Origin of the sequence: Streptomyces scopuliridis, from assembly GCF_042790125.1 — a bacterium.
Lineage (GTDB): Bacteria > Actinomycetota > Actinomycetes > Streptomycetales > Streptomycetaceae > Streptomyces > Streptomyces scopuliridis_A.
Genome location: NZ_JBHTZS010000033.1, coordinates 47,510 through 67,645 on the forward strand (window position 1 = coordinate 47,510; position 20,136 = coordinate 67,645).

Below are 20,136 nucleotides of genomic sequence, written 5' to 3' on the forward strand. Positions count from 1 at the left end.
GGACCGGCGTGGTACTCCTCGCCGGACCGGTACTCCTCGTGGGACGGGCCCCGCACACGAGCCCGCCCCACGGTGGAGCCAGGGTCAGGCCGTCAGGCGGGCGATCGCCTCCGCGACGGTCAGTTCCTCGCGCTCGCCCGTACGGCGGTCCTTCAGCTCCAGGACGCCGTCGGCCGAGCGGCGGCCCGCCACCAGGATCTTGGGGACACCGATCAGTTCGGCGTCGGTGAACTTCACGCCCGGCGAGACGCCGGGGCGCTCGTCCACCAGCACCCGCAGACCGGCCGCCGACAGCTGCTCGGAGACGTCCAGCGCCAGTTCCGTCTGGAGCGCCTTGCCCGCCGCGACGACATGGACGTCCGCCGGGGCGATCTCCCGGGGCCAGCACAGCCCCTGCTTGTCGGCGCTCTGCTCGGCGAGGGCCGCCACCGCGCGCGAGACGCCGATGCCGTACGAGCCCATGGTCACGCGGACCGGCTTGCCCTGCTGGCCCAGCACATCGAGCTGGAAGGTGTCGGCGTACTTGCGGCCGAGCTGGAAGATATGGCCGATCTCGATCGCGCGGTCGAGCTTGAGGCCGGTGCCGCAGACGGGGCAGGGGTCGCCCTCCTCGACCACGACGACGTCCAGGTAGTCGTCGACCTCGAAGTCCCGTCCGCACACCACATTGCGCGCGTGGGTGTCGGGCTTGTTGGCACCGGTGATCCAGGCGGTGCCGAGCGCGACGCGCGGGTCGGCGATGTAACGGATCTTGAGACCCTGCGGGCCGACATAACCGCGTACGAGCTCGGGGCGGTCCTCGAAGTCCTCGGCCGTCACCAGCTCCACCACGGCGGGCGCGAGGTGCTCGCCGAGCTTGCCGAGGTCCACCTCGCGGTCGCCGGGGACACCGACCGCGGTGATCTCGCCGTCGACCTTGACGAGCAGGTTCTTCAGGGTCGCCGAGGCGGGCACGCCGAGGTGCGCGGCGAGCGTCTCGATGGTCGGGGTGTCGGGGGTGTCCAGTTCCTCGACCGGGCCGGGCCCGGCCGCCGCGGGTACGGTCGCGGTGAAGCGGACGGCCTCCGTGTTGGCCGCGTACTCGCACGCGGGGCAGTCCACGAAGGTGTCCTCACCGGCCGCGGCGGGCGCCAGGAACTCCTCGGAGGCGGAGCCGCCCATCGCGCCGGAGACCGCGGAAACGATCCGGAAGTCGAGGCCGAGCCTGGCGAAGATCTTCTGGTACGCGGCGCGGTGCAGCGCGTACGACTCGGCGAGGCCCTCGTCCGTGGTGTCGAAGGAGTACGAGTCCTTCATCTGGAACTCGCGCCCGCGCAGCACACCGGAGCGCGGCCGGGCCTCGTCGCGGTACTTCGTCTGGATCTGGTAGAGCATCACCGGCAGGTCCTTGTAGGACGTGCACTGGTCCTTGACGACCTGGGTGAAGATCTCCTCGTGCGTGGGGCCGAGCAGATAGTCGGCGCCCTTGCGGTCCTTGAGGCGGAACAGCAGATCGCCGTACTCCTCCCACCGGCCGCTCGCCTCGTACGGCTCCCTGGGCAGCAGCGCGGGGAGCAGCACCTCCTGGGCGCCGATCGCGTCCATCTCCTCGCGGACGACGCGCGAGATGTTGTCGAGGACCTTCTTGCCCAGGGGCAGCCAGCTCCAGATGCCGGCGGACGTACGGCGGACATACCCCGCGCGGACGAGCAGCTTGTGGCTGAGCGTCTCGGCGTCCGCCGGGTCGTCGCGCAATGTCTTGACCATCAAACGGGACATGCGCTGGACCTGGGACATGGGGAGTACTCCTGCGTTCTCTCGGGTGATGCCAGGAGGTTAGCCGGGGCACGCCCGCGGGCGGAAATCAGTTCTCCGCGCCCGCCCTGCGCAGCGGCAGCGGGGCGCCCATCACGGCGTACGGCTTGGGGGCGCTGGGGAAGTGGACCTGGCGGGCCAGGTCCCGGTAACCGAGCGCGCGGTAGAGGCGGCGGGCCGGGCTCTCGATGTCGATGGCGGACAGGATCGACTTGGGTTCGCCTGCGCTGTCGGTGATCGTGGTGATCAGGGCGCGGCCGATGCCCCGGGCCTGGAATTCCGGGTGGACATGCAGCTCGGTGATCACGAAGGAGTCGACGAGCCAGTCCTCGGAGCCGGTGGTGCGCAGATATGGCTCGACGACGGTGGACCACCAGTGGGCGCGGTCGTTCGGGAGGCCGTATACGAAGCCGACGAGCCGGCCGGCCGCGGTGGTCGCGCCGAGGGCGCGGGAGCCGCGCAGCAGCAGATGCCGGAGCACGATATGGCGGCGTACCTCGATCTCGTCGTCGCTGAGCCCGAAGGCGAGGGCCTGTACGGCGAGCGCCTCGTCGACGCGCGCGGCGAGATCGACCGGCCCTACCTGTACGTCGGGGGTGCGGGGGCTGCCCCCGGGGATGCTCAGCATGGGCCGAACCCTACTTTCAGAACAGCACGCTCATGAAGGCACCCACTTCACGGAAACCCACCCGGCGGTACGCGGCTCTGGCAGGGGTGTTGTAGTCGTTCACGTAGAGACTCACGACCGGCGCGACATCGGCGAGCGCGTACCGTACGACCGCCGCCATGCCCGCCTCCGACAGGCCCCGGCCGCGGAATTCGGGGTCGACCCAGACGCCCTGGATCTGGCAGGCCCGGGGGGTGGCGGCGCCGATCTCGGCCTTGAAGATGACCCTGCCGTCGTCGATACGGGCGAACGACCTTCCGGCGCCGACGAGTTCGGCCACGCGCGCCTGGTAGAGCAGTCCGCCGTCACCAGCGAGCGGCGAGACACCGACCTCCTCGGTGAACATCGCCACGCATGCGGGCATGATCACGTCTACTTCGGCCTTGCGGATACGGCGTACGAGCGGATCGGGCGCGACCGCGGCGGAGACCTGCTCGGTGACCATCAGCGGCTGGTGGGCGCGGATCTCGCGGGCCGGGCCCCAGCTCGGCTCAAGCAGCCGCCACAGCTGGCTGGTGGGCTCGGCGGGGCCGACGATCGAGGAGCAGCGGCGGCCGGTCCTGCGGGCCCGGTCGGCGAAGGCGCGCACGGCCTCGGGGGTGGCGCAGATGGGTACGAGATTGGCGCCGGAGTAGCAGAGGGAGCGCAGCCGCCCGTCCGCGTACCAGCCCCACATCTCGCCACCGAGGCGCCAGGGGTCGAGCCCCGCGACCTGTACGCGCGACGTCACGAAGGCGTTTTCGACGGGCTCGCTCTCCAGGATGGCGAGCGCGGCGTCGAGTTCGCTGGGTTCGAGGACCCGGGTGGTGGTCTGCGTCAACACGAGGGGGCCTCACCATACGTCTGCCGATCTCCGCACTGTACCCGGACCCTTCCCGGTATGCCGCTCATCGGAGCGGAGCCCGGTATCGCCGCAGGTCAGAGCGCGAAGGGTCCCGCAGCCACGGCCGGGTGGGCGGTGGCTGCGGGACCCTTCGCGAACGTATGTCCATGGCCGGACAGGCGCCTGGACGAGGTCAGCTGACGGAGACCTCGGGCTCGCCCGAGGCGATGCCGTCCTTCTCCATCTGCTCCGCGATCTTCATGGCCTCCTCGATGAGGGTCTCCACGATCTTCGATTCCGGGACGGTCTTGATGACCTCGCCCTTGACGAAGATCTGGCCCTTGCCGTTGCCGGACGCGACACCGAGGTCGGCCTCACGGGCCTCGCCGGGACCGTTCACGACACAGCCCATGACGGCCACGCGCAGCGGGACCTCCATGCCCTCAAGGCCGGCCGTCACCTGGTCCGCCAGCTTGTAGACATCGACCTGGGCCCGGCCGCAGGAGGGGCAGGAGACGATCTCCAGCCGGCGCTGCCGCAGGTTCAGCGACTCCAGGATCTGGATGCCGACCTTGACCTCCTCCGCCGGCGGGGCGGAGAGCGAGACGCGGATCGTGTCGCCGATGCCTTCGCTGAGGAGGGCGCCGAAGGCCACCGCGGACTTGATGGTGCCCTGGAAGGCGGGGCCCGCCTCGGTGACGCCGAGGTGCAGCGGGTAGTCGCACTGCGCCGCCAGCTGCCGGTACGCGTTGACCATGATCACCGGGTCGTTGTGCTTCACCGAGATCTTGATGTCGCGGAAGCCGTGCTCCTCGAACAGCGACGCTTCCCACAGCGCCGACTCGACAAGCGCCTCCGGCGTGGCCTTGCCGTACTTCGCCAGCAGACGCGCGTCCAGCGATCCGGCGTTCACGCCGATCCGGATCGGGGTACCGGCCTCGCCGGCCGCCTTCGCGATCTCCTTGACCTTGTCGTCGAACTGCTTGATGTTGCCCGGGTTCACCCGCACCGCCGCACAGCCCGCGTCGATCGCCGCGAACACGTACTTCGGCTGGAAATGGATATCCGCGATCACCGGGATCTGCGACTTCCGCGCGATGGTCGCCAGCGCGTCCGCGTCGTCCTGGGTCGGGCACGCGACCCGCACGATCTGGCAGCCGGACGCTGTCAGCTCCGCGATCTGCTGCAACGTCGCGCCGATGTCCGACGTACGCGTCGTCGTCATCGACTGCACCGACACCGGCGCGTCCCCGCCGACCGCCACCGACCCCACCTGGATCTGACGGCTGACCCGTCGGTCGGCGAGCTTCGTCGGAACGGACGGCATTCCGAGAGAAATTGCAGTCATCTGCTGTGCAACCCCAAGGTGTGGATCGAGGTCCCGAGATCGGCGGGCTCCAGCCCCCGAGATTACGCCACCGCGTGCGGACCGAGCACATCCACGCGAAAACTCCACCCAAAGGTAAGCGGCCGGACACAAATGGTGTCCGGCCGCTGTGAAACGGCTTCTATCAGCTGATCTTGACGGGGTTGAAGACGTCCGCGACCAGGACGAGCAGGGTGAAGCAGATGAAGATCCCCGCCACGACATAGGCGACGGGCATCAGCTTCGCCACATCGAACGGGCCCGGGTCGGGCCGCTTGAACAGCCGTGCGAGCCTGCGCCGCAGCGATTCCCAGAGCGCGCCCGCGATATGCCCGCCGTCGAGGGGCAGCAGGGGCAGCATGTTGAAGAGGAAGAGCGAGAGATTGAAGCCCGCGAGCAGGAACAGCATCATCGCGATCTGGTTCTGCGCCGGGATGTCCAGCGTCATCACCTCGCCGCCGATGCGCGCCGCGCCGATCACACCGACCGGGGAGTCGTCCTTGCGGGGGCCGTCGCCGAAGGCCGCGCTCCAGAGGTCGGGGATCTTGGAGGGCAGGGCCAGGATCGACTCGGCACCGTCCCCGATCATGGTGCCCATCCGGTCCACGGACTGGGGGAAGGAGAGCGGGACGATCTCGGTGGAGGCGGCGAAGCCGAGGTAGCCGGCCGGTACGTACTTGTCCGGGACGACCTCTCCGTTGGAGTCCTTCTCGGCCACCATGTTCTTGCGGAGCGTGGCGTGCAGGACCTGCTCGGTGCCGTCGCGGTCGACGGTGATGGTGGCGGGGCCGATCGTCTTACGGATGAGGCCGGAGAGGGTCGCCCAGTCCTCGACGCGCTGCCCGTTGAAGGCGACGATCTTGTCGCCCTTCTGGAGACCGGCCGCGCGCGCGGGCGAGACCGGATCCTTCTTCTCGCAGGTGTCGCGCTTCTCGCTCTGCGAGATCACACACTGCTGGACACCGGCGACCTCGGTGGTCTGGGTCTGGAAGCCGAAGCTCATCGCCACGCCGATGAAGATCACGGCGGCCAGGACGAGGTTCATGAACGGACCCGCGAACATCACGATCACGCGCTTCCACGGCTTGCGCGTGTAGAAGAGACGCTTCTCGTCGCCCGGTTCCAGCTCCTCGAAGGCGGCGGAGCGCGCGTCCTCTATCATCCCGCGCCACGGCGAGGTGGAGCGTGCCTCGATCTTGCCGTCGGGTCCCGGCGGGAACATTCCGATCATCCGGATATAGCCGCCCATCGGGATCGCCTTGATCCCGTACTCCGTCTCGCCCTTCTTGCGCGACCAGATGGTCGGCCCGAAGCCGACCATGTACTGGGGCACGCGGATGCCGAAGAGTTTGGCCGTGGAGAGATGGCCGAGTTCGTGCCAGGCGATGGAGAAGAGCAGCCCCACGACAAAGACGAGAATGCCGAGGACCGTCAACAGGATCGTCATGCGCGAGCCTCCGCTGGCTGTTCTTCGCTGAATTTCGCTGCCGTCTCACGGGCCCGGGCGCGGGCCCAGGTCTCCGCTTCGAGGACGTCCGCCACGGTGAGCGAGGTTCCCGTACGGGGGGTGCCGTGCTCCGCGACGACCTCTGTGACCGTATCCATGATTCCGTTGAACGGCAGCCGTCCCGCCAGAAACGCGTCCACGCACTCCTCGTTCGCGGCATTGAACACCGCGGGGGCCGTGCCACCCAGGGCCCCGACGTGCCGGGCGAGTCCCACGGAGGGGAACGCCTCGGTGTCGAGCGGGAAGAACTGCCAGGTCGAGGCCGTGGTCCAGTCGAAGGCGGGCGCGGCGTCCGGGACCCGGTGCGGCCAGCCGAGACCGATGGCGATCGGCCCGCGCATGTCGGGCGGGGTCGCCTGGGCCAGGGTCGAGCCGTCGTTGAATTCCACCATCGAGTGGACATACGACTGAGGGTGTACGACGACCTCGATGCGGTCGAAGGGAATGTCGTACAGCAGATGTGCCTCGATCACTTCGAGGCCCTTGTTGACGAGGGTCGCGGAGTTGACCGTGATCACGGGGCCCATGGCCCAGGTGGGGTGCGCGAGGGCGTCCTTGGGGGTGACGTGCGCCAGCTCGGCCTTCGTACGGCCCCGGAAGGGCCCGCCGGAGGCCGTCACCACGAGCTTGCGCACCTCGGCACGGGTGCCGGCGGCCAGCGACTGGAAGAGCGCGGCGTGCTCGGAGTCGACGGGGATGATCTGGCCGGGCCTGGCCACGGCCTTCACCAGCGGGCCGCCGACGATCAGCGATTCCTTGTTGGCGAGCGCGAGCGTACGGCCCGCCGTGAGGGCGGCGAGGGTGGGCGCGAGTCCGATGGAGCCGGTGATGCCGTTGAGCACGGTGTGACAGTCGGACGCGGCCAGTTCGGTGGCGGCGTCGGGTCCCGCGAGGATCTCGGGGAGCGGTTCAGCCGTCCCGTACCGCTCGGCGAGCGCCTCCCGGAGCGCGGGCACGGCCTCCTCGCGCGCGACCGCGACGGTACGGACCCGCAGCCGCCGGGCCTGCTCGGCGAGCAGCTCCACACGACCGCCGGCGGCGGAGAGCGCGGTGACACGGAAGCGGTCGGGGTTGCGCAGAACCAGGTCGATGGCCTGCGTGCCAATGGATCCGGTGGAGCCGAGGACGACGATGTCCCGGCGGCCTTCGGTCGGATCGAAGGCGATGTGCGGATCGGCGAGAGGGGCTGGGCAGTCGCTCATGCCCCCATTCTCACCTCATTGCCGCGCCGGGAGGACAGCGCGCCCCCACAGGTGTCCCCGTGCGCCGTTCTTCACTGCTTTTCCACGGTTTCCCCGGCCGCCGACCGGAACTTCTGCCACTGCGCCCGGATGATCTCGTCGGGCACTCCCCCGACATCCTTCGTGCCGGTGATCTCGGCGCGGAAGGAGAGCGTGGTGGTGCCGGACCGTATGACGGTCAGATACTCGTACAGCTTCAGCGTGCCCTTCACATCGAGGAGGGTGAAGCGGTACGCCTTCGCCTCGTCCCCCATGTCCGGCGCTTTGACGGGCTCCGCCTTCAGATACCTCGCCCGCGCCAGCACCCTGTCCTCGGTGAACCCGCCCGCGCACTGCCGCCCGGCGGTGGCGAGGGCCTTCATCACCCCGGCCGCGTCCGGCGCGGTGTACGAACGCAGCTGTACGGAGACGGTGAGACCGAGCAGCTCGTCGGGGATGTCGGCCTTGCGCTGGACCTCGGCGACGGGGTCGAACGCGGTGGCGCCCTTGGCGAGGCTGACGAACGGCTGGCAGACGGCGGGCTCGGCGGTGTAGTCGTCGCCGAGGGGCGCGCCGAGGGCGTATGCGGAGGCGGTGTACGCGCCGATCCTCTCGCCGTCGGTGAGGGACGCGGCGGTGAGCCGGTCCTCGGTGAGCGGGACAGGCCCGGTGGCGGAGGATATGCCGGCCGGCTTCCCGCTCGCCTTCGCGTCCTTGCCGTCGTCGGCGCTCTGCCCGTCACCGCCGCACGCGGCGACCCCGGCCAGTACGAGCCCGGCGGCCACCGCCCCGAGTCCCCGCCGCGCCCGCCGTTTTCCTGCCTCGAACATGCTTGCCCCCGTTGTCGGTTGTTCGCGCCGGTTGACGCGCGACTCCCGATTGTGGGGCATGCGGACCTGGCCCGGGCCCGGCACTCAGAAGTGCGTCGTGATGCCGAACTTCTCGCGGAGCCTGGCCATGTCGTGGCGGTCCCGGTCGGCCGGCTCGTACCCCTGGTGGAAGAGGACCTGTTGCGCGGCCGAGATGCACCGGACCGTCGTACCCCCGATGGTGCCCGTCGTGAAGCACTCCGCCGGGTACACGTAGGGCTGCTCCGGGTCCAGCGACGACTGGAGCGCCGAGCCGTCCGGGGCGAAGCCGAGGGGGTGGAAGTCGATCTCCTCGCCCGTCGGGCGTGCGAGGACGAAACGGACCGGGCGCCAGTCCAGGGTCTCGGCGAAGCCCGCGCCGGACATCGCCTCGATGACACGGGGTTCCTGGTCGGCGCGGTGCAGGAGGTCCAGATCGCGATGGGGGCGGGTCTGGGCGCCGAGCAGGGCGTCGATGCCCCAGCCCCCGGCGATCCAGACGTCCGCGCCGGCCTTCCCCAGCAGGGTCAGCACGGACAGTACGTCGTCGGAGGTCATCACGCGGCGGGACGATACGGCGTCAACTCCGCTCGCCGCCAGTCGATTTCGTGGCCATGGAGCGTACCGGTCCCGAGGAGTGAGTTGAGCCGGGCGCATTGACACACCTCACCCGCGGCCCGATTCTGAGAGCGCTCTCAACCCCACACAGCAGGAGGTAGAGCGTGCTTGGTACCAGAAAGTTGCTCGCGGCACTGGCCGCCGCGGTGATCTTCGGCACGGGGTTCACGGCCGCCGGGCCCGCGGCCCCCGCCGAGGCCGCGGTTCCCACGACCATTCCGCTCACCATCACGAACAGCTCGGGCCGCTCGGACCCGGTCTACATCTACAATCTCGGCACCCTGCTCACGACGGGCCAGCAGGGCTGGGCCGACGCGAACGGTACGTTCCACGCCTGGCCCGCCGGCGGCAATCCCCCCACCCCGGCGCCCGACGCGTCGATCGCCGGACCCGCCAACGGGCAGTCCGTGACGATCCGGATGCCGAAGTTCTCCGGCAGGGTCTACTTCTCGTACGGCCAGAAGCTCGACTTCAGGCTGACGACCGGCGGGCTGGTGCAGCCCGCGGTGCAGAACCCGTCCGACCCGAACCGGAACATCCTGTTCAACTGGACCGAATACACACTCAATGACGCCGGGCTGTGGATCAACAGCACACAGGTCGATATGTTCTCGGCGCCCTACGCCGTCGGCGTCAAGGCCCCCAACGGCACCACCAAGACCACCGGCCACCTCAAGGCGGGCGGCTACAACGGTTTCTTCGACTCGCTCAGGAGCCAGCCGGGCGGCTGGGCCAATCTGATCCAGACCCGGCCCGACGGCACGGTCCTGCGCGCCCTCTCGCCCGGCCATGGCATCGGGGCCGGCGTCCTGCCCGCCTCCGTGATGGATGACTACATCAACCGGGTGTGGTCCAGATACACCACATCCACACTGACGGTGACACCGTTCACGGACCAGCCAAACACCAAGTACTTTGGCCGGGTGTCGGGCAACACCATGAACTTCACCAACAGCGCGGGGGCGGTCGTCACCTCGTTCCAGAAGCCCGACGCCGACTCGATCTTCGGCTGCTACAAGCTGCTGGACGCCCCGAACGACCTCGTGCGCGGCCCGATCTCGCGCACGCTCTGCGCGGGGTTCAACCGCTCCACGCTGCTGGTCAACCCCAACCAGCCGGACACGAGCCCGGCCAACTTCTACCAGGACGGGGTGACCAACCACTACGCCAAGAAGATCCACGAGCGGATGGCCGATGGCAAGGCGTACGCCTTCGCCTTCGACGATGTCGGCAACTACGAGTCACTGGTCCACGACGGCGACCCGCAGCAGGCGTACATCACGCTCGATCCGTTCAACTGACGTAACTGACACGGAAAGCCGCGCACGGACAGCCGCGCACGGACAGCCGCGGACGGACAGCCGCGGACGGACAGCCGCGGACGCGTGACCGTCCCATGACCGGTCGGTTGAAGCCGGTCATGGGACGGGGCGATGGGTGGGCCGGGTGGCCTCACGGGAACAGGAAGATCCCCACCACGATCAGCACCATGATCGCGATGGCGATCGCCATGACCTTCCAGGCCGTGCTGTGCACCGGCGGCGGCCCCTTCGGCCCGCCTCCGCGCGGCCTGTCCTCCGGGAGCTGTGGGTTCTCCGGCCGGCCATGTGCGTAGAAGTCGGCGTCGCTGGCCATGGCAACCCCCTCACAGAGGTCGGCGAGCCCCGTCCGCTCGGACGGGAGCCTCGGTAGATGCCCTACCATTCCTCTACATTTTACCCGCAAATCGGGCAAAAACAGAGAAAAGTTTTCGACGTCGTTCGGCCGGGCTCGCACAGGACCGGCCGGGTCATGTCCGCCTGCGGACACGGCCCGGCCGGGACCCCGTGATCTCGGCGGCTCAGTGGATCGGGCGGTGCACGTTCTCGCGCTGGGACGGTCCCGGAGTCGCGTCCGCGATCCAGGGTCCCTCGCCGCTCGGGTCGATGACGCCGGCCTCCAGCCAGGTGTACGTACCGGCCAGGACGCCGTTCACGACCTTGCGGTCCAGGTCGTCCGTGTTGGACCAGAGCCGGGTGAACAGCTCCTCGACCCGGATACGGGCCTGCCGGCAGAACACGTCCGCCAGCTGGTACGCCTCACGGCCGTGGTCGCCGCCCGCCCGCATCAGCTCGGCCCGTACACAGGCCGCGCTCATCGCGAACAGCTCGGCGCCGATGTCCACGATCCGGCCGAGGAAGCCCTGCTTGGTCTCCATCCGGCCCTGCCAGCGCGACATGGCGTAGAAGGTGGAGCGGGCCAGCCTGCGCGCGCTGCGCTCGACATAGCGCAGATGCGTCGACAGGTCCGGGTGGCCCGCCGGGTGGAACTCCGCGTACGAGCCGGGCAGCTGGCCCGGACCCGCCACCAGCTTCGGCAGCCAGCGGGCGTAGAACCGGCCCGCCTGCGCACCGGCCCGCGCCTTGTCCGAGAGGGACTTGTCCGGATCGATGATGTCGCCCGCGACCGCCAGATGGGCGTCGACCGCCTCGCGCGCGATCAGCAGATGCATGATCTCCGTGGAGCCCTCGAAGATCCTGTTGATGCGCAGATCGCGGAGCATCTGCTCGGCCGGTACGGCACGCTCGCCGCGCGCGGCCAGGGAGTCCGCGGTCTCGAAGCCCCGGCCACCCCGGATCTGGACCAGTTCGTCGGCCATCAGCCAGCTCATCTCGGAGCCGTACAGCTTGGCCAGGGCCGCCTCGATCCTGATGTCGTTGCGGTCCTCGTCCGCCATCTGTGAGGCCAGGTCCACGACCGCCTCCAGCGCGAACGTGGTGGCGGCGATGAACGAGATCTTCGCGCCCACGGCCTCATGGCGGCCGACCGGCCTGCCCCACTGCTCACGGGCCGCCGACCATTCGCGGGCGATCTTCAGACACCACTTGCCCGCGCCCACGCACATCGCGGGCAGCGAGAGCCGGCCGGTGTTGAGGGTGGTGAGGGCGATCTTCAGGCCCGCACCCTCGGGGCCGATGCGGTTCGCGGCGGGGACCCTGACCTGGTGGAAGCGGGTCACCCCGTTCTCCAGACCGCGCAGGCCCATGAACGCGTTGCGGTTCTCGACCGTGATGCCCGGGGAGCCGGCCTCGACGACGAACGCCGTGATGCCGCCCTTGTGGCCGTCCGTTTTCGGTACGCGCGCCATCACGACGAGCAGATCGGCGACGACCCCGTTCGTCGTCCACAGCTTCACGCCGTCGAGGACGTACGAGTCGCCGTCGGGCACGGCGGTCGTGGCGAGCCGGGCGGGGTCGGAGCCCACATCCGGCTCGGTGAGGAGGAAGGCCGAGATGTCGGTGCGGGCCAGGCGCGGCAGGAAGGTGTCCTTCTGCTCCTGCGTGCCGAAAAGCTTCAGCGGCTGCGGTACGCCGATCGACTGATGGGCGGAGAGCAGCGCGCCGATCGCCGGGCTGGCGGAGCCGACCAGGGCCAGGGCCTTGTTGTAGTACACCTGGGTGAGGCCGAGCCCGCCGTATCTGGTCTCGATCTTCATACCGAGCGCGCCCAGCTCCTTGAGGCCGTTGATCACCTCGTCGGGGATCCGGGCCTCGCGCTCGATGAGCGCGCCGTCGATCCTCGTCTCGCTGAACTCGCGGAGCTTCGTCAGGAACTGCTCACCGCGCTTGACGTCCTCGGACGCCGGCATCGGGTGGGGATGGATGAGATCGAGACGGAAGCGGCCGAGGAACATCTCCTTGGCGAAGCTCGGCTTGCGCCAGCCCTGTTCCCGGGCCGCCTCGGCGACCTGGCGCGCTTCCCGCTCGGTGACTTTGGGCTTGCCCTGGGGTTCCTGCGGTGCGGATGCTGCTGAGGGTGCGGATGGGGCGGACATGAGGAACTCACCTCGCCGCGGAGTCGGGTCCAGTGACGGTTCAACCGGCCTGGTACTACTCGTCCGTATCTACCCGATTCCCGCGACCCGCACCAGTCGTGGCGCGGGCCGCGGGGCCCCTCCGCGCTGTGTATCTCTAGAGCGCGAGGCCGGTGAGCACCATGACGCGCTCGTACGTGTAGTCGTCCATCGCGAACCGCACGCCCTCGCGGCCGACGCCGGACTGCTTGGCACCGCCGTACGGCATCTGGTCGGCGCGGTACGAGGGGACGTCGCCGATGATCACGCCGCCGACCTCCAGCGCGCGGTGGGCGCGGAAGGCGGCCTGCAGGTCATGGGTGAACACCCCTGCCTGGAGACCGTACTTCGAGTCGTTGACCTTCTCGAACGCCTCGGTCTCGCTCTCGGCCCGGCGCAGGGTGAGGACCGGCCCGAAGACCTCCTCACAGGAGATCGTGACGTCCGCGGGGACCTCGGAGAGGACGGTCGGCGCATATGTCGCGCCGTCCCGCTTGCCGCCCGTGAGCAGCTGGGCGCCGGCCCGTACCGCCTCGTCGACCCAGGACTCGACGCGCTTGGCGGCGTCCTCGCTGACGAGCGGTCCCACATCGGTGGCGTCGTCGCCGGGGTCGCCGGTGACCTGGGCCTCGACCGCGGCGATGACCTTGGGGACGAGACGTTCGTACACCGAGGCGTCCGCGATCACGCGCTGGACGGAGATACAGGACTGGCCGCCCTGGTAGTTCGAGAAGGTGGCGATCCGGGTCGCCGCCCAGTCCAGGTCCTGCTCGCTCGCGTAGTCGGCGAGGACGACGGCCGCGCCGTTGCCGCCGAGTTCGAGCGTGCAGTGCTTGCGCGGGACGGAGTCCATGATCGCGAAGCCGACCTTGTCCGAGCCGGTGAAGGAGATCACCGGCAGCCGCTCGTCCTGGACGAGGGCGGGCATCCGGTCGTTCGGCACGGGCAGTACGGACCAGGCGCCGGCCGGCAGGTCGGTCTCGGCCAGCAGCTCGCCGAGGAGAAGACCGGAGAGCGGGGTCGCCGGGGCGGGCTTGAGGATGATCGGGGCGCCGACCGCGATGGCCGGGGCGATCTTGTGGGCGCAGAGGTTGAGCGGGAAGTTGAACGGCGCGATACCGAGGACGACGCCACGGGGGAAGCGGCGGGTCAGGGCGAGGCGGCCGGCGCCGCCCGCGTCGGTGTCGAGACGCTGGGCGTCCCCGCCGTTGAAGCGGCGGGCCTCTTCGGCGGCGAAGCGGAACACGGAGACGGCGCGGCCGACTTCGCCCCGGGCCCACTTGAGGGGCTTGCCGTTCTCGGCGGAGATCAGCCGGGCGATCTCCTCGGTACGCTCGACCAGCCTGCGGGAGACATGGTCGAGGGCGGCGGCCCGTACATGGGCGGGCGTCGCGGCGAACTCGTCCAGGACCGCGTGCGCGGCGGCCACGGCCTCCTCGACCTGGTCCTCGGTCGGCACGGCAACGGTGCCGACGAGCCGGCCGTCCCAGGGGGAGGTGACGTCGAAGGTGTCCTCGCCGGTGGCCTGGCGGCCGGCGAGCCAGAAAGCGTGGGTGGAAGTCATTGCGAGTCCGGGCCCTTCCGAAGAGACGGGGGTGTCTGCTTCCACGGTAGGGGTGCGGGCGCGGGTGGTCGTTTATCCGTGGTGGAGTAGTGCGATGGGGGGTGTGCTACGCATTGTCGTACGTCATGGGCGTGGGCGGTGCCGCCGCGGACGGTGTGGCCCGCTACTCCGTCGCGGGCACGGGCGACGCCGTCGTCTTCAGGGCCAGCCACAGCTCCATCCGTACGTCCGGGTCGTCCAGGGAGCGGCCGAGGATCTCCTCCACCCGGCGCATGCGATAGCGCAGCGTATGGCGGTGGACCCCGAGGTCGGCCGCCGCCGCGTCCCACTGGCCGTGGCGCGAGAGCCAGGCCCGCAGCGAGGCCACCAGATCCCCGCGGCCCTTGGCGTCGTGTTCGTACAGGGCGCGCAGCATGCCGTCCGCGAAGGCGCGTACCGCGTCGTCCGCGAGCAGCGGAAGGATCGAACCCGCCGCCAGCTCCTCGTGCTCGACCAGCGCCCGGCCGCGCCGGCGCGCCACCGAGAGGGCCTGTTCGGCCTGTTTGTACGCGCCGGCCGCCGCGATCGGGCCCGTCGGCGCGGAGAGCCCGATGACGACCCCGGCCTCCTCGGCCTCGCGTCGCGCGTATCCCTCGCAGGCTGTGACCACGGCCCCGCCGTCCACCGCGAGCACCATGAGCCGTTCCTCGCCGTCCGGGACGGCGAGCATCGCCTCGCCCGCCCGTGCCGCCGCGGCCTCCAGCGCCTCCGCGAGCAGCTGGAGCGGATGGCCGGCCTCCGGGCCGGGCACGGGGTTCGCCGCCTTCGCGGGCTTCCCCGATTCGCCCGATTCGGCGACCAGCAGCCGGAACGGGGCGTCGAGCAGGGCCCCGTACAGATCACCGGCCACGGCTCGCGCGTGGTCGGGCTGGCCGGAGAGCAGCATCCGCAGTACGGCCGAGCCGAGCCGCTGTTCGGCGGCCTGAAGGGCGCGGGACCGTTCCGTCGTCAGCGTCAGCAGGGCGATCGCCGAGTGGACCGCGTACCGCTCCGCGGTGCCGAGCGCGGCGCCCGTGCCGACGGCGAGCGCGCCGCGCACCCGCCGGCCCGTGCCGAGGGACTGGAGCTCGACCCGGTCCTCGGCGCGGCCGGACGCCTCGTCCAGCGCGTCGCCCGAGGCCCCGACCACCGCGCTCGCGGGCGCGGGCCGCTCCCGCAGCCGCTCCACCTCGACGGTCAGCCGGGCGGCCCGGCGCGCGGCCCACTCGGGCGCGGCGGCGACCACGGCGCCCGACGCGTCGTACAGCGCCGCCCAGCCGTCCACATACGCGGCGAGCCGGGCCAGCAGCACCGCGGGCCCCTCGGCGAGGGCGGCGCGGGTCAGCTCCCGCTGCGCCTCGAACCCGGCGGTGACCGCGCGGTACTGGTCGGCCGCGAGCGCCGCCGACACGGCCTTGCTGATGGCGAGGAAGGGGGTGCGCCGGGGGACGGCCAGAAGCGGCAGCCCGGCCTCCCGCGCGGCCTCGACGAGCGCCTCGGGTACGTCCTCGTAGTTCACGCCGACGGCGAAGCCGAGCCCGGCGACCCCGGCGCCGGCCAGCCTGCGCACGTAGCGCCGCATGGCCTCCGGATCGTCGGCGTCCAGCGTCGTCGCCGTGATGAGGAGCAGTTCGCCGCCCTCCATGTACGGCACGGGGTCGGCCAGCTCGCTCGCGTGGACCCAGCGCACCGGCGTCTGGAGACGGTCCTCCCCCGCACGCACAGTGAGGTTGAGCGCCGAGTGCTGGACGAGCGAGGCGAGGGTGGGCGGCATGGTGGAACCGTAGGGCCTTCGGCGGTGGAGGGGCAGGGCGGCGGCCGGATGACGCCGCCTCGGACGATTACGCCGTCCCGTATGAACGGCGTCCCCCAATTCTGCCAGCTTGTACGAGCCGAGGGCCGGGGCCGAGGGCCGGGGCCGGGCGATGCCGACGCCGCGGTCGGCCCCCGGGTGGGATCAGCTCCGCAGATCCACCAGCAGGGGCGGCGCGTGATCGCCCCCCACCGTCCGCAGCGACAGCACCGCGTGCCCGGCGGGCACCGAGTGCGCCAGCTCGGAGGCCGACCAGCGCTCGCGCTCGACCTGCCGCACGGTCACCGCGTCCGTCGTCACGGCCTTGCCGGTGACCAGCTTCCGGAACGCGTGCACGGCCCGGGTCAGCGGCCGGTCGGCGAAGACCGTGCGCTGGGTGACGTCCCGGGTCTCCACCCACTCCGTACCCCAGGCCTCCGCGAAGCGCTTGCCGTCCCACGTGGTGATCCCGGAGAAGGCCATCCGGCAGCCGACGGCCCCGAGGAGCGCGGAGTGCAGCGCCTCCGGCACATCGTCGAGCGTGCGCAGAGTGAGCAGCGCGCCCGCGTTCACCGACCGCAGCCGCTGTACCCCGCGCAGGGTCTGGCCGGTGAGGGTGCGGGTCGCGTCGTCCAGGACGAGACAGGCGAAGAGCGAGCGGTCGGCGCGTACGGCGGCGTTCGCCGTGAACTGCGCGAGGACGAGCCTGGCCAGCATCCGCGAGGCCTCGGCGTGTCCGCGCTCGGGCAGCTCGATACGGACCCGGAGCGGATGCTCCAGGGTGCGCAGCGAGAACGGCCGGGTCCTGCCGCTGGTGTCGAAGAAGCCCGCGAACGCCGGGCGGTCGAGCAGCGCGACCCGGTCGGCGAGCGCGCTCCCCGCGTCCCCTGGGGCCCCGGACTGCCGTTCCCTGGTGTCGAGTTCACGCCGCATGGCGTGGTGGCCCTCGGCGTCGAGCGCCTCGCGCAGGGCGGCCAGCGCGACGGGCGTGCCGTCCAGCAGCTCACGCAGCTCCGGTACGGCGGGCAGCCGGCCGTGCGCGGCGCGGAACGGGCCGAGCAGCTGCGCGAGCGCGGTGGTGGCCCGCCTGCTGTCGGTGTCGGTGAGATCGCCGACCAGGCCCTCGGCGAGTACGGCGGCGGCCTCGTCCGGGTCGTTCGTCCCCCCGTACAGATCGAGGTCGTACACCGATTCCGGGTCCCCCAGCCGGACCACGACGTCATAGGCGCTGTCGGGGCCGAGCTGGGTTCCGGCGGCGCAGACGGCGATGACGACGGCCTGTCCGGCGAGTGCCTGGAGGGAGAGCGACTCGACGACCGGGCGGACGAGGGCGTGCGTCTTGCCCGCGCCCGGCGGCCCCACGGCCAGCAGCGAGGTCCCCAGCAGGGCCGGATCCAGCGCGAGCCCCGTCCCGCGCCGGGGATACGGGTTGCGCTCCCCGTCGTGGACCGTGCCGAGCCGGACCTGTCGTGCGAGCAGATCGTGCCGGGCCGCGCGGACGGGCAGATCGCGCGCGCCGGAGGGGTGGACACAGGCCGCGGCACCCTGGCCCCGCACGGCCCCGGCGAACGCCGTGAGCCGGGAGGGATCGGCCCGTACGGAGTGCCAGGCGCGCCGGATCCGGGCGTAGTCGACATCGTTCATCCGCCCGTCCCGCGCCTCGGCGGCGAGCCGCGCGGCGGTCTCGCCCTGGCCGGCGGCCCGGAGCTGGGGCCACTCGGCGAGATCGTCCTCGGGCTCGGGGGGCGGCGGCGCGGTCTCTTTCGGCGCGGCTCCGCGCACCCGGTCGAGGACACGGCGGGCCAGCTCGGGCCAGCGGCCGAGCCGTCCGAAGAGGACCAGGAGTCCGCCGATGACCAGCGCGTAGTAGATGTACGAGGCGACGACCGAGGCCATCGTGCCGCGCCAGGAATCGGGGGTGAACATATACAGCGGCCAGAGCCAGAAACTGCCCAGATAGCCGTTCCACAGCAGCGACCACAGCAGCAGGCCCGCCAGGAGCGAGATCAGCGCTCCGCTGATCAACTGGCGCACCGGCGTGCGCTCCGGCTCCTCCGGGGGGCGCGGCTTATGTCCGTACGCCCAGGTCCCGGGCGCGTCCGCGACCCGGGGGACCCGCAGCCACTCGACCAGCGTCGGGCCGCTGTGCGGGGCGCGTTCCGGCGCGGGTGGTGGAGCCGCTTCGAAGGCGCCGGAGAACGGACCTGCCGGGGCCGGCGCGGACGGCGGCATCGGCGGTGGCGTGGGCGGCGGGCCCGCCGGCCGCGGCACAGGGGTGGCGCGTGTGCCCTGCGAGTCGTGCGTGCCGTCGGTGTCCATGAACCCCTCGCCCCCTGACCAGTCGGGCCCGCGCTGTGCAGTCCGCCGTGTGCAAGCGTCGACCTCGTGTGCAAACGTCAATCTAGTGCCCGTGCACGGGTAGTTCACCGTTCCGCGCCCAGGGGGTGTGTTACCCGCCCCGTCCGCCTCCCGGCCCCGCCGGGTACGCCACCTGTCCGTCACGGACAACGACACGCCCCCGTTACTACCGAACGGCGCATGCCCGCACCCCTCCCCCACCCCTAGCCTGCGAAGAAAGCCGAAGACAGACCACGGAAACACCCCCAGGAGCCCCTCATGACCGCCATTCCGCAGGAGCGCCGCCTCGTCACCGCCGTCCCCGGTCCGAAGTCACAGGAGTTGCAGGCCCGCCGTACCGCCGCGGTCGCCAGTGGCGTCGGGTCCGTGCTGCCCGTGTTCGCCGCCCGCGCCGGCGGCGGGATTCTGGAGGACGTGGACGGCAACCGGCTGATCGACTTCGGTTCCGGAATCGCCGTGACCTCGGTCGGTGCCAGCGCCGAGGCCGTCGTACGCCGCGCCTCCGCCCAGCTCGCGGACTTCACCCACACCTGTTTCATGGTCACGCCGTACGAGGGGTACGTCGAGGTCTGTGAGCGGCTCGCCGAGCTGACGCCGGGTGACCACGCGAAGAAGTCGGCGCTCTTCAACTCCGGCGCCGAGGCCGTCGAGAACGCCGTGAAGATCGCCCGCTCGTACACCAAGCGCCAGGCGGTGGTCGTGTTCGACCACGGCTATCACGGCCGTACGAACCTCACCATGGCGCTGACCTCGAAGAACATGCCGTACAAGAACGGCTTCGGGCCGTTCGCCCCGGAGATCTACCGGGTGCCGGTCGCCTATGGCTACCGCTGGCCGACCGGTCCCGAGAACTGCGGCCCCGAGGCGTCCGCCCAGGCCATCGACCAGATCAGCAAGCAGATCGGCGCCGACAACGTCGCCGCGATCGTCATCGAGCCGCTGCTCGGCGAGGGCGGCTTCATCGAGCCGGCCAAGGGCTTCCTGCCCGCGCTCGCGAAGTTCGCCAAGGACAACGGGATCGTGTTCGTGGCGGACGAGATCCAGTCCGGCTTCTGCCGTACCGGCCAGTGGTTCGCGTGTGAGGACGAGGGCGTCGTCCCCGATCTGATCACCACCGCGAAGGGCATCGCGGGCGGTCTGCCGCTCGCCGCCGTCACCGGCCGCGCCGAGATCATGGACGCCGCGCACGCGGGCGGCCTCGGCGGTACGTACGGCGGCAACCCGGTGGCCTGCGCCGCCGCGCTCGGCGCCATCGAGACGATGCGGGAGCTGGACCTCGTCGCGAAGGCCCGCCGTATCGAGACGGTCATGAAGGGCCGGCTCTCCGCGCTGCGCGAGAAGTACGACCTGATCGGTGACGTCCGCGGCCGGGGCGCGATGATCGCGATCGAGCTGGTGAAGGACCGGGAGACCAAGGAGCCGGCCCCGGAGGCGACCGCCGCACTCGCCAAGGCGTGCCACGCGGCCGGGCTACTGGTCCTGACCTGTGGCACGTACGGCAATGTGCTGCGCTTCCTGCCGCCGCTGGTGATCGGCGAGGACCTGCTGAACGAGGGCCTGGACATCATCGAGCAGGCGCTCGCCACCGTCTGAGCTGCCGGAACGGCGGACCGCGGCCGGAGCGCCGACCCCGGTCCGCCACACCTGTCAGGGCCTGTGAAGAACGTGTGCGAGGCCGATGGCGGGATGCGTTTCGGGCTGTCGGTGCCCGCGTGCCTCCCGTACGGTT

General features: G+C 70.9%; 15 protein-coding genes. 2 read left to right on the top strand and 13 right to left on the bottom strand.

Annotated features, from left to right (window positions below):
* Nucleotides 1-84 precede the first annotated feature (84 nt).
* The 8 genes from ACFRKB_RS32885 to ACFRKB_RS32920 all read right to left on the bottom strand — a co-directional run bounded on the left by ACFRKB_RS32885 (nucleotide 85) and on the right by ACFRKB_RS32920 (nucleotide 8,783).
* Nucleotides 85-1,776: a proline--tRNA ligase gene (locus tag ACFRKB_RS32885; RefSeq protein ID WP_383110277.1), complete on the bottom strand. Its 1,692-nt coding sequence runs from the start codon at nucleotides 1,774-1,776 to the stop codon at nucleotides 85-87.
* Nucleotides 1,777-1,843: 67 nt separating this feature from the next.
* Nucleotides 1,844-2,422 (bottom strand): GNAT family N-acetyltransferase, encoded by a 579-nt coding sequence (locus ACFRKB_RS32890; protein ID WP_383110278.1) that lies wholly within the window; start codon nucleotides 2,420-2,422, stop codon nucleotides 1,844-1,846.
* 16 nt (nucleotides 2,423-2,438) lie between these two features.
* Complete coding sequence (locus ACFRKB_RS32895) at nucleotides 2,439-3,284, bottom strand: GNAT family N-acetyltransferase (RefSeq protein ID WP_383110279.1); 846 nt, start codon at nucleotides 3,282-3,284, stop codon at nucleotides 2,439-2,441.
* Between the two features lie 193 nt (nucleotides 3,285-3,477).
* The gene (ispG, locus tag ACFRKB_RS32900) at nucleotides 3,478-4,632 is read right to left on the bottom strand and encodes a flavodoxin-dependent (E)-4-hydroxy-3-methylbut-2-enyl-diphosphate synthase (protein ID WP_383110280.1); all 1,155 of its coding nucleotides are present in this window, start codon (nucleotides 4,630-4,632) and stop codon (nucleotides 3,478-3,480) included.
* 163 nt (nucleotides 4,633-4,795) lie between these two features.
* Nucleotides 4,796-6,097: a M50 family metallopeptidase gene (locus ACFRKB_RS32905; protein ID WP_383110281.1), complete on the bottom strand. Its 1,302-nt coding sequence runs from the start codon at nucleotides 6,095-6,097 to the stop codon at nucleotides 4,796-4,798.
* Nucleotides 6,094-7,359: a 1-deoxy-D-xylulose-5-phosphate reductoisomerase gene (dxr, locus tag ACFRKB_RS32910; RefSeq protein WP_383110282.1), complete on the bottom strand. Its 1,266-nt coding sequence runs from the start codon at nucleotides 7,357-7,359 to the stop codon at nucleotides 6,094-6,096. The genes ACFRKB_RS32905 and dxr overlap by 4 nt, the downstream gene beginning before the upstream one ends.
* Nucleotides 7,360-7,430: 71 nt before the next feature.
* Entirely contained in the window at nucleotides 7,431-8,207 is a 777-nt protein-coding gene (locus ACFRKB_RS32915; RefSeq protein ID WP_383110283.1) for a hypothetical protein, read from the bottom strand.
* 84 nt (nucleotides 8,208-8,291) lie between these two features.
* The gene (locus tag ACFRKB_RS32920; protein ID WP_383110304.1) at nucleotides 8,292-8,783 is read right to left on the bottom strand and encodes a nucleotidyltransferase domain-containing protein; all 492 of its coding nucleotides are present in this window, start codon (nucleotides 8,781-8,783) and stop codon (nucleotides 8,292-8,294) included.
* Between the two features lie 164 nt (nucleotides 8,784-8,947).
* Between ACFRKB_RS32920 and ACFRKB_RS32925 the strand changes: the two genes are divergently transcribed.
* Nucleotides 8,948-10,144: a glycoside hydrolase family 64 protein gene (locus tag ACFRKB_RS32925; RefSeq protein ID WP_376582843.1), complete on the top strand. Its 1,197-nt coding sequence runs from the start codon at nucleotides 8,948-8,950 to the stop codon at nucleotides 10,142-10,144.
* A gap of 151 nt (nucleotides 10,145-10,295) precedes the next feature.
* Here ACFRKB_RS32925 and ACFRKB_RS32930 read toward each other — a convergent pair whose 3' ends face one another.
* The 5 genes from ACFRKB_RS32930 to ACFRKB_RS32950 form a co-directional block, all read right to left on the bottom strand.
* Complete coding sequence (locus ACFRKB_RS32930; RefSeq protein ID WP_383110284.1) at nucleotides 10,296-10,478, bottom strand: hypothetical protein; 183 nt, start codon at nucleotides 10,476-10,478, stop codon at nucleotides 10,296-10,298.
* A 205-nt stretch (nucleotides 10,479-10,683) separates the two neighbouring features.
* A complete protein-coding gene (locus ACFRKB_RS32935; protein ID WP_383110285.1) occupies nucleotides 10,684-12,657 on the bottom strand; it encodes an acyl-CoA dehydrogenase family protein in 1,974 nt (657 codons plus the stop codon).
* Between the two features lie 136 nt (nucleotides 12,658-12,793).
* Nucleotides 12,794-14,239, bottom strand: coding sequence for an aldehyde dehydrogenase family protein (locus ACFRKB_RS32940; RefSeq protein WP_365976721.1), 1,446 nt, complete (start codon nucleotides 14,237-14,239; stop codon nucleotides 12,794-12,796).
* 163 nt (nucleotides 14,240-14,402) lie between these two features.
* Nucleotides 14,403-16,031 (bottom strand): PucR family transcriptional regulator, encoded by a 1,629-nt coding sequence (locus ACFRKB_RS32945; protein ID WP_383110286.1) that lies wholly within the window; start codon nucleotides 16,029-16,031, stop codon nucleotides 14,403-14,405.
* A 183-nt stretch (nucleotides 16,032-16,214) separates the two neighbouring features.
* Complete coding sequence (locus ACFRKB_RS32950; protein WP_383110287.1) at nucleotides 16,215-18,368, bottom strand: ATP-binding protein; 2,154 nt, start codon at nucleotides 18,366-18,368, stop codon at nucleotides 16,215-16,217.
* Between the two features lie 297 nt (nucleotides 18,369-18,665).
* Here ACFRKB_RS32950 and gabT point away from each other — a divergent pair, with 297 nt between their 5' ends.
* A complete protein-coding gene (gabT, locus tag ACFRKB_RS32955; protein ID WP_383110288.1) occupies nucleotides 18,666-20,000 on the top strand; it encodes a 4-aminobutyrate--2-oxoglutarate transaminase in 1,335 nt (444 codons plus the stop codon).
* Nucleotides 20,001-20,136 lie beyond the last annotated feature (136 nt).

What these genes read in the sequence shown, in the direction of transcription:
- dxr (WP_383110282.1), bottom strand. Translation starts at nt 7,359, where the DNA reads ATGAGCGACTGCCCAGCCCCTCTCGCCGATCCGCACATCGCCTTCGAT.
- ispG (WP_383110280.1), bottom strand. Translation starts at nt 4,632, where the DNA reads ATGACTGCAATTTCTCTCGGAATGCCGTCCGTTCCGACGAAGCTCGCC.
- ACFRKB_RS32930 (WP_383110284.1), bottom strand. Translation starts at nt 10,478, where the DNA reads ATGGCCAGCGACGCCGACTTCTACGCACATGGCCGGCCGGAGAACCCA.
- ACFRKB_RS32890 (WP_383110278.1), bottom strand. Translation starts at nt 2,422, where the DNA reads ATGCTGAGCATCCCCGGGGGCAGCCCCCGCACCCCCGACGTACAGGTA.
- ACFRKB_RS32885 (WP_383110277.1), bottom strand. Translation starts at nt 1,776, where the DNA reads ATGTCCCAGGTCCAGCGCATGTCCCGTTTGATGGTCAAGACATTGCGC.
- ACFRKB_RS32935 (WP_383110285.1), bottom strand. Translation starts at nt 12,657, where the DNA reads ATGTCCGCCCCATCCGCACCCTCAGCAGCATCCGCACCGCAGGAACCC.
- ACFRKB_RS32945 (WP_383110286.1), bottom strand. Translation starts at nt 16,031, where the DNA reads ATGCCGCCCACCCTCGCCTCGCTCGTCCAGCACTCGGCGCTCAACCTC.
- ACFRKB_RS32920 (WP_383110304.1), bottom strand. Translation starts at nt 8,783, where the DNA reads ATGACCTCCGACGACGTACTGTCCGTGCTGACCCTGCTGGGGAAGGCC.
- ACFRKB_RS32950 (WP_383110287.1), bottom strand. Translation starts at nt 18,368, where the DNA reads ATGGACACCGACGGCACGCACGACTCGCAGGGCACACGCGCCACCCCT.
- ACFRKB_RS32940 (WP_365976721.1), bottom strand. Translation starts at nt 14,239, where the DNA reads ATGACTTCCACCCACGCTTTCTGGCTCGCCGGCCGCCAGGCCACCGGC.
- ACFRKB_RS32905 (WP_383110281.1), bottom strand. Translation starts at nt 6,097, where the DNA reads ATGACGATCCTGTTGACGGTCCTCGGCATTCTCGTCTTTGTCGTGGGG.
- ACFRKB_RS32915 (WP_383110283.1), bottom strand. Translation starts at nt 8,207, where the DNA reads ATGTTCGAGGCAGGAAAACGGCGGGCGCGGCGGGGACTCGGGGCGGTG.
- gabT (WP_383110288.1), top strand. Translation starts at nt 18,666, where the DNA reads ATGACCGCCATTCCGCAGGAGCGCCGCCTCGTCACCGCCGTCCCCGGT.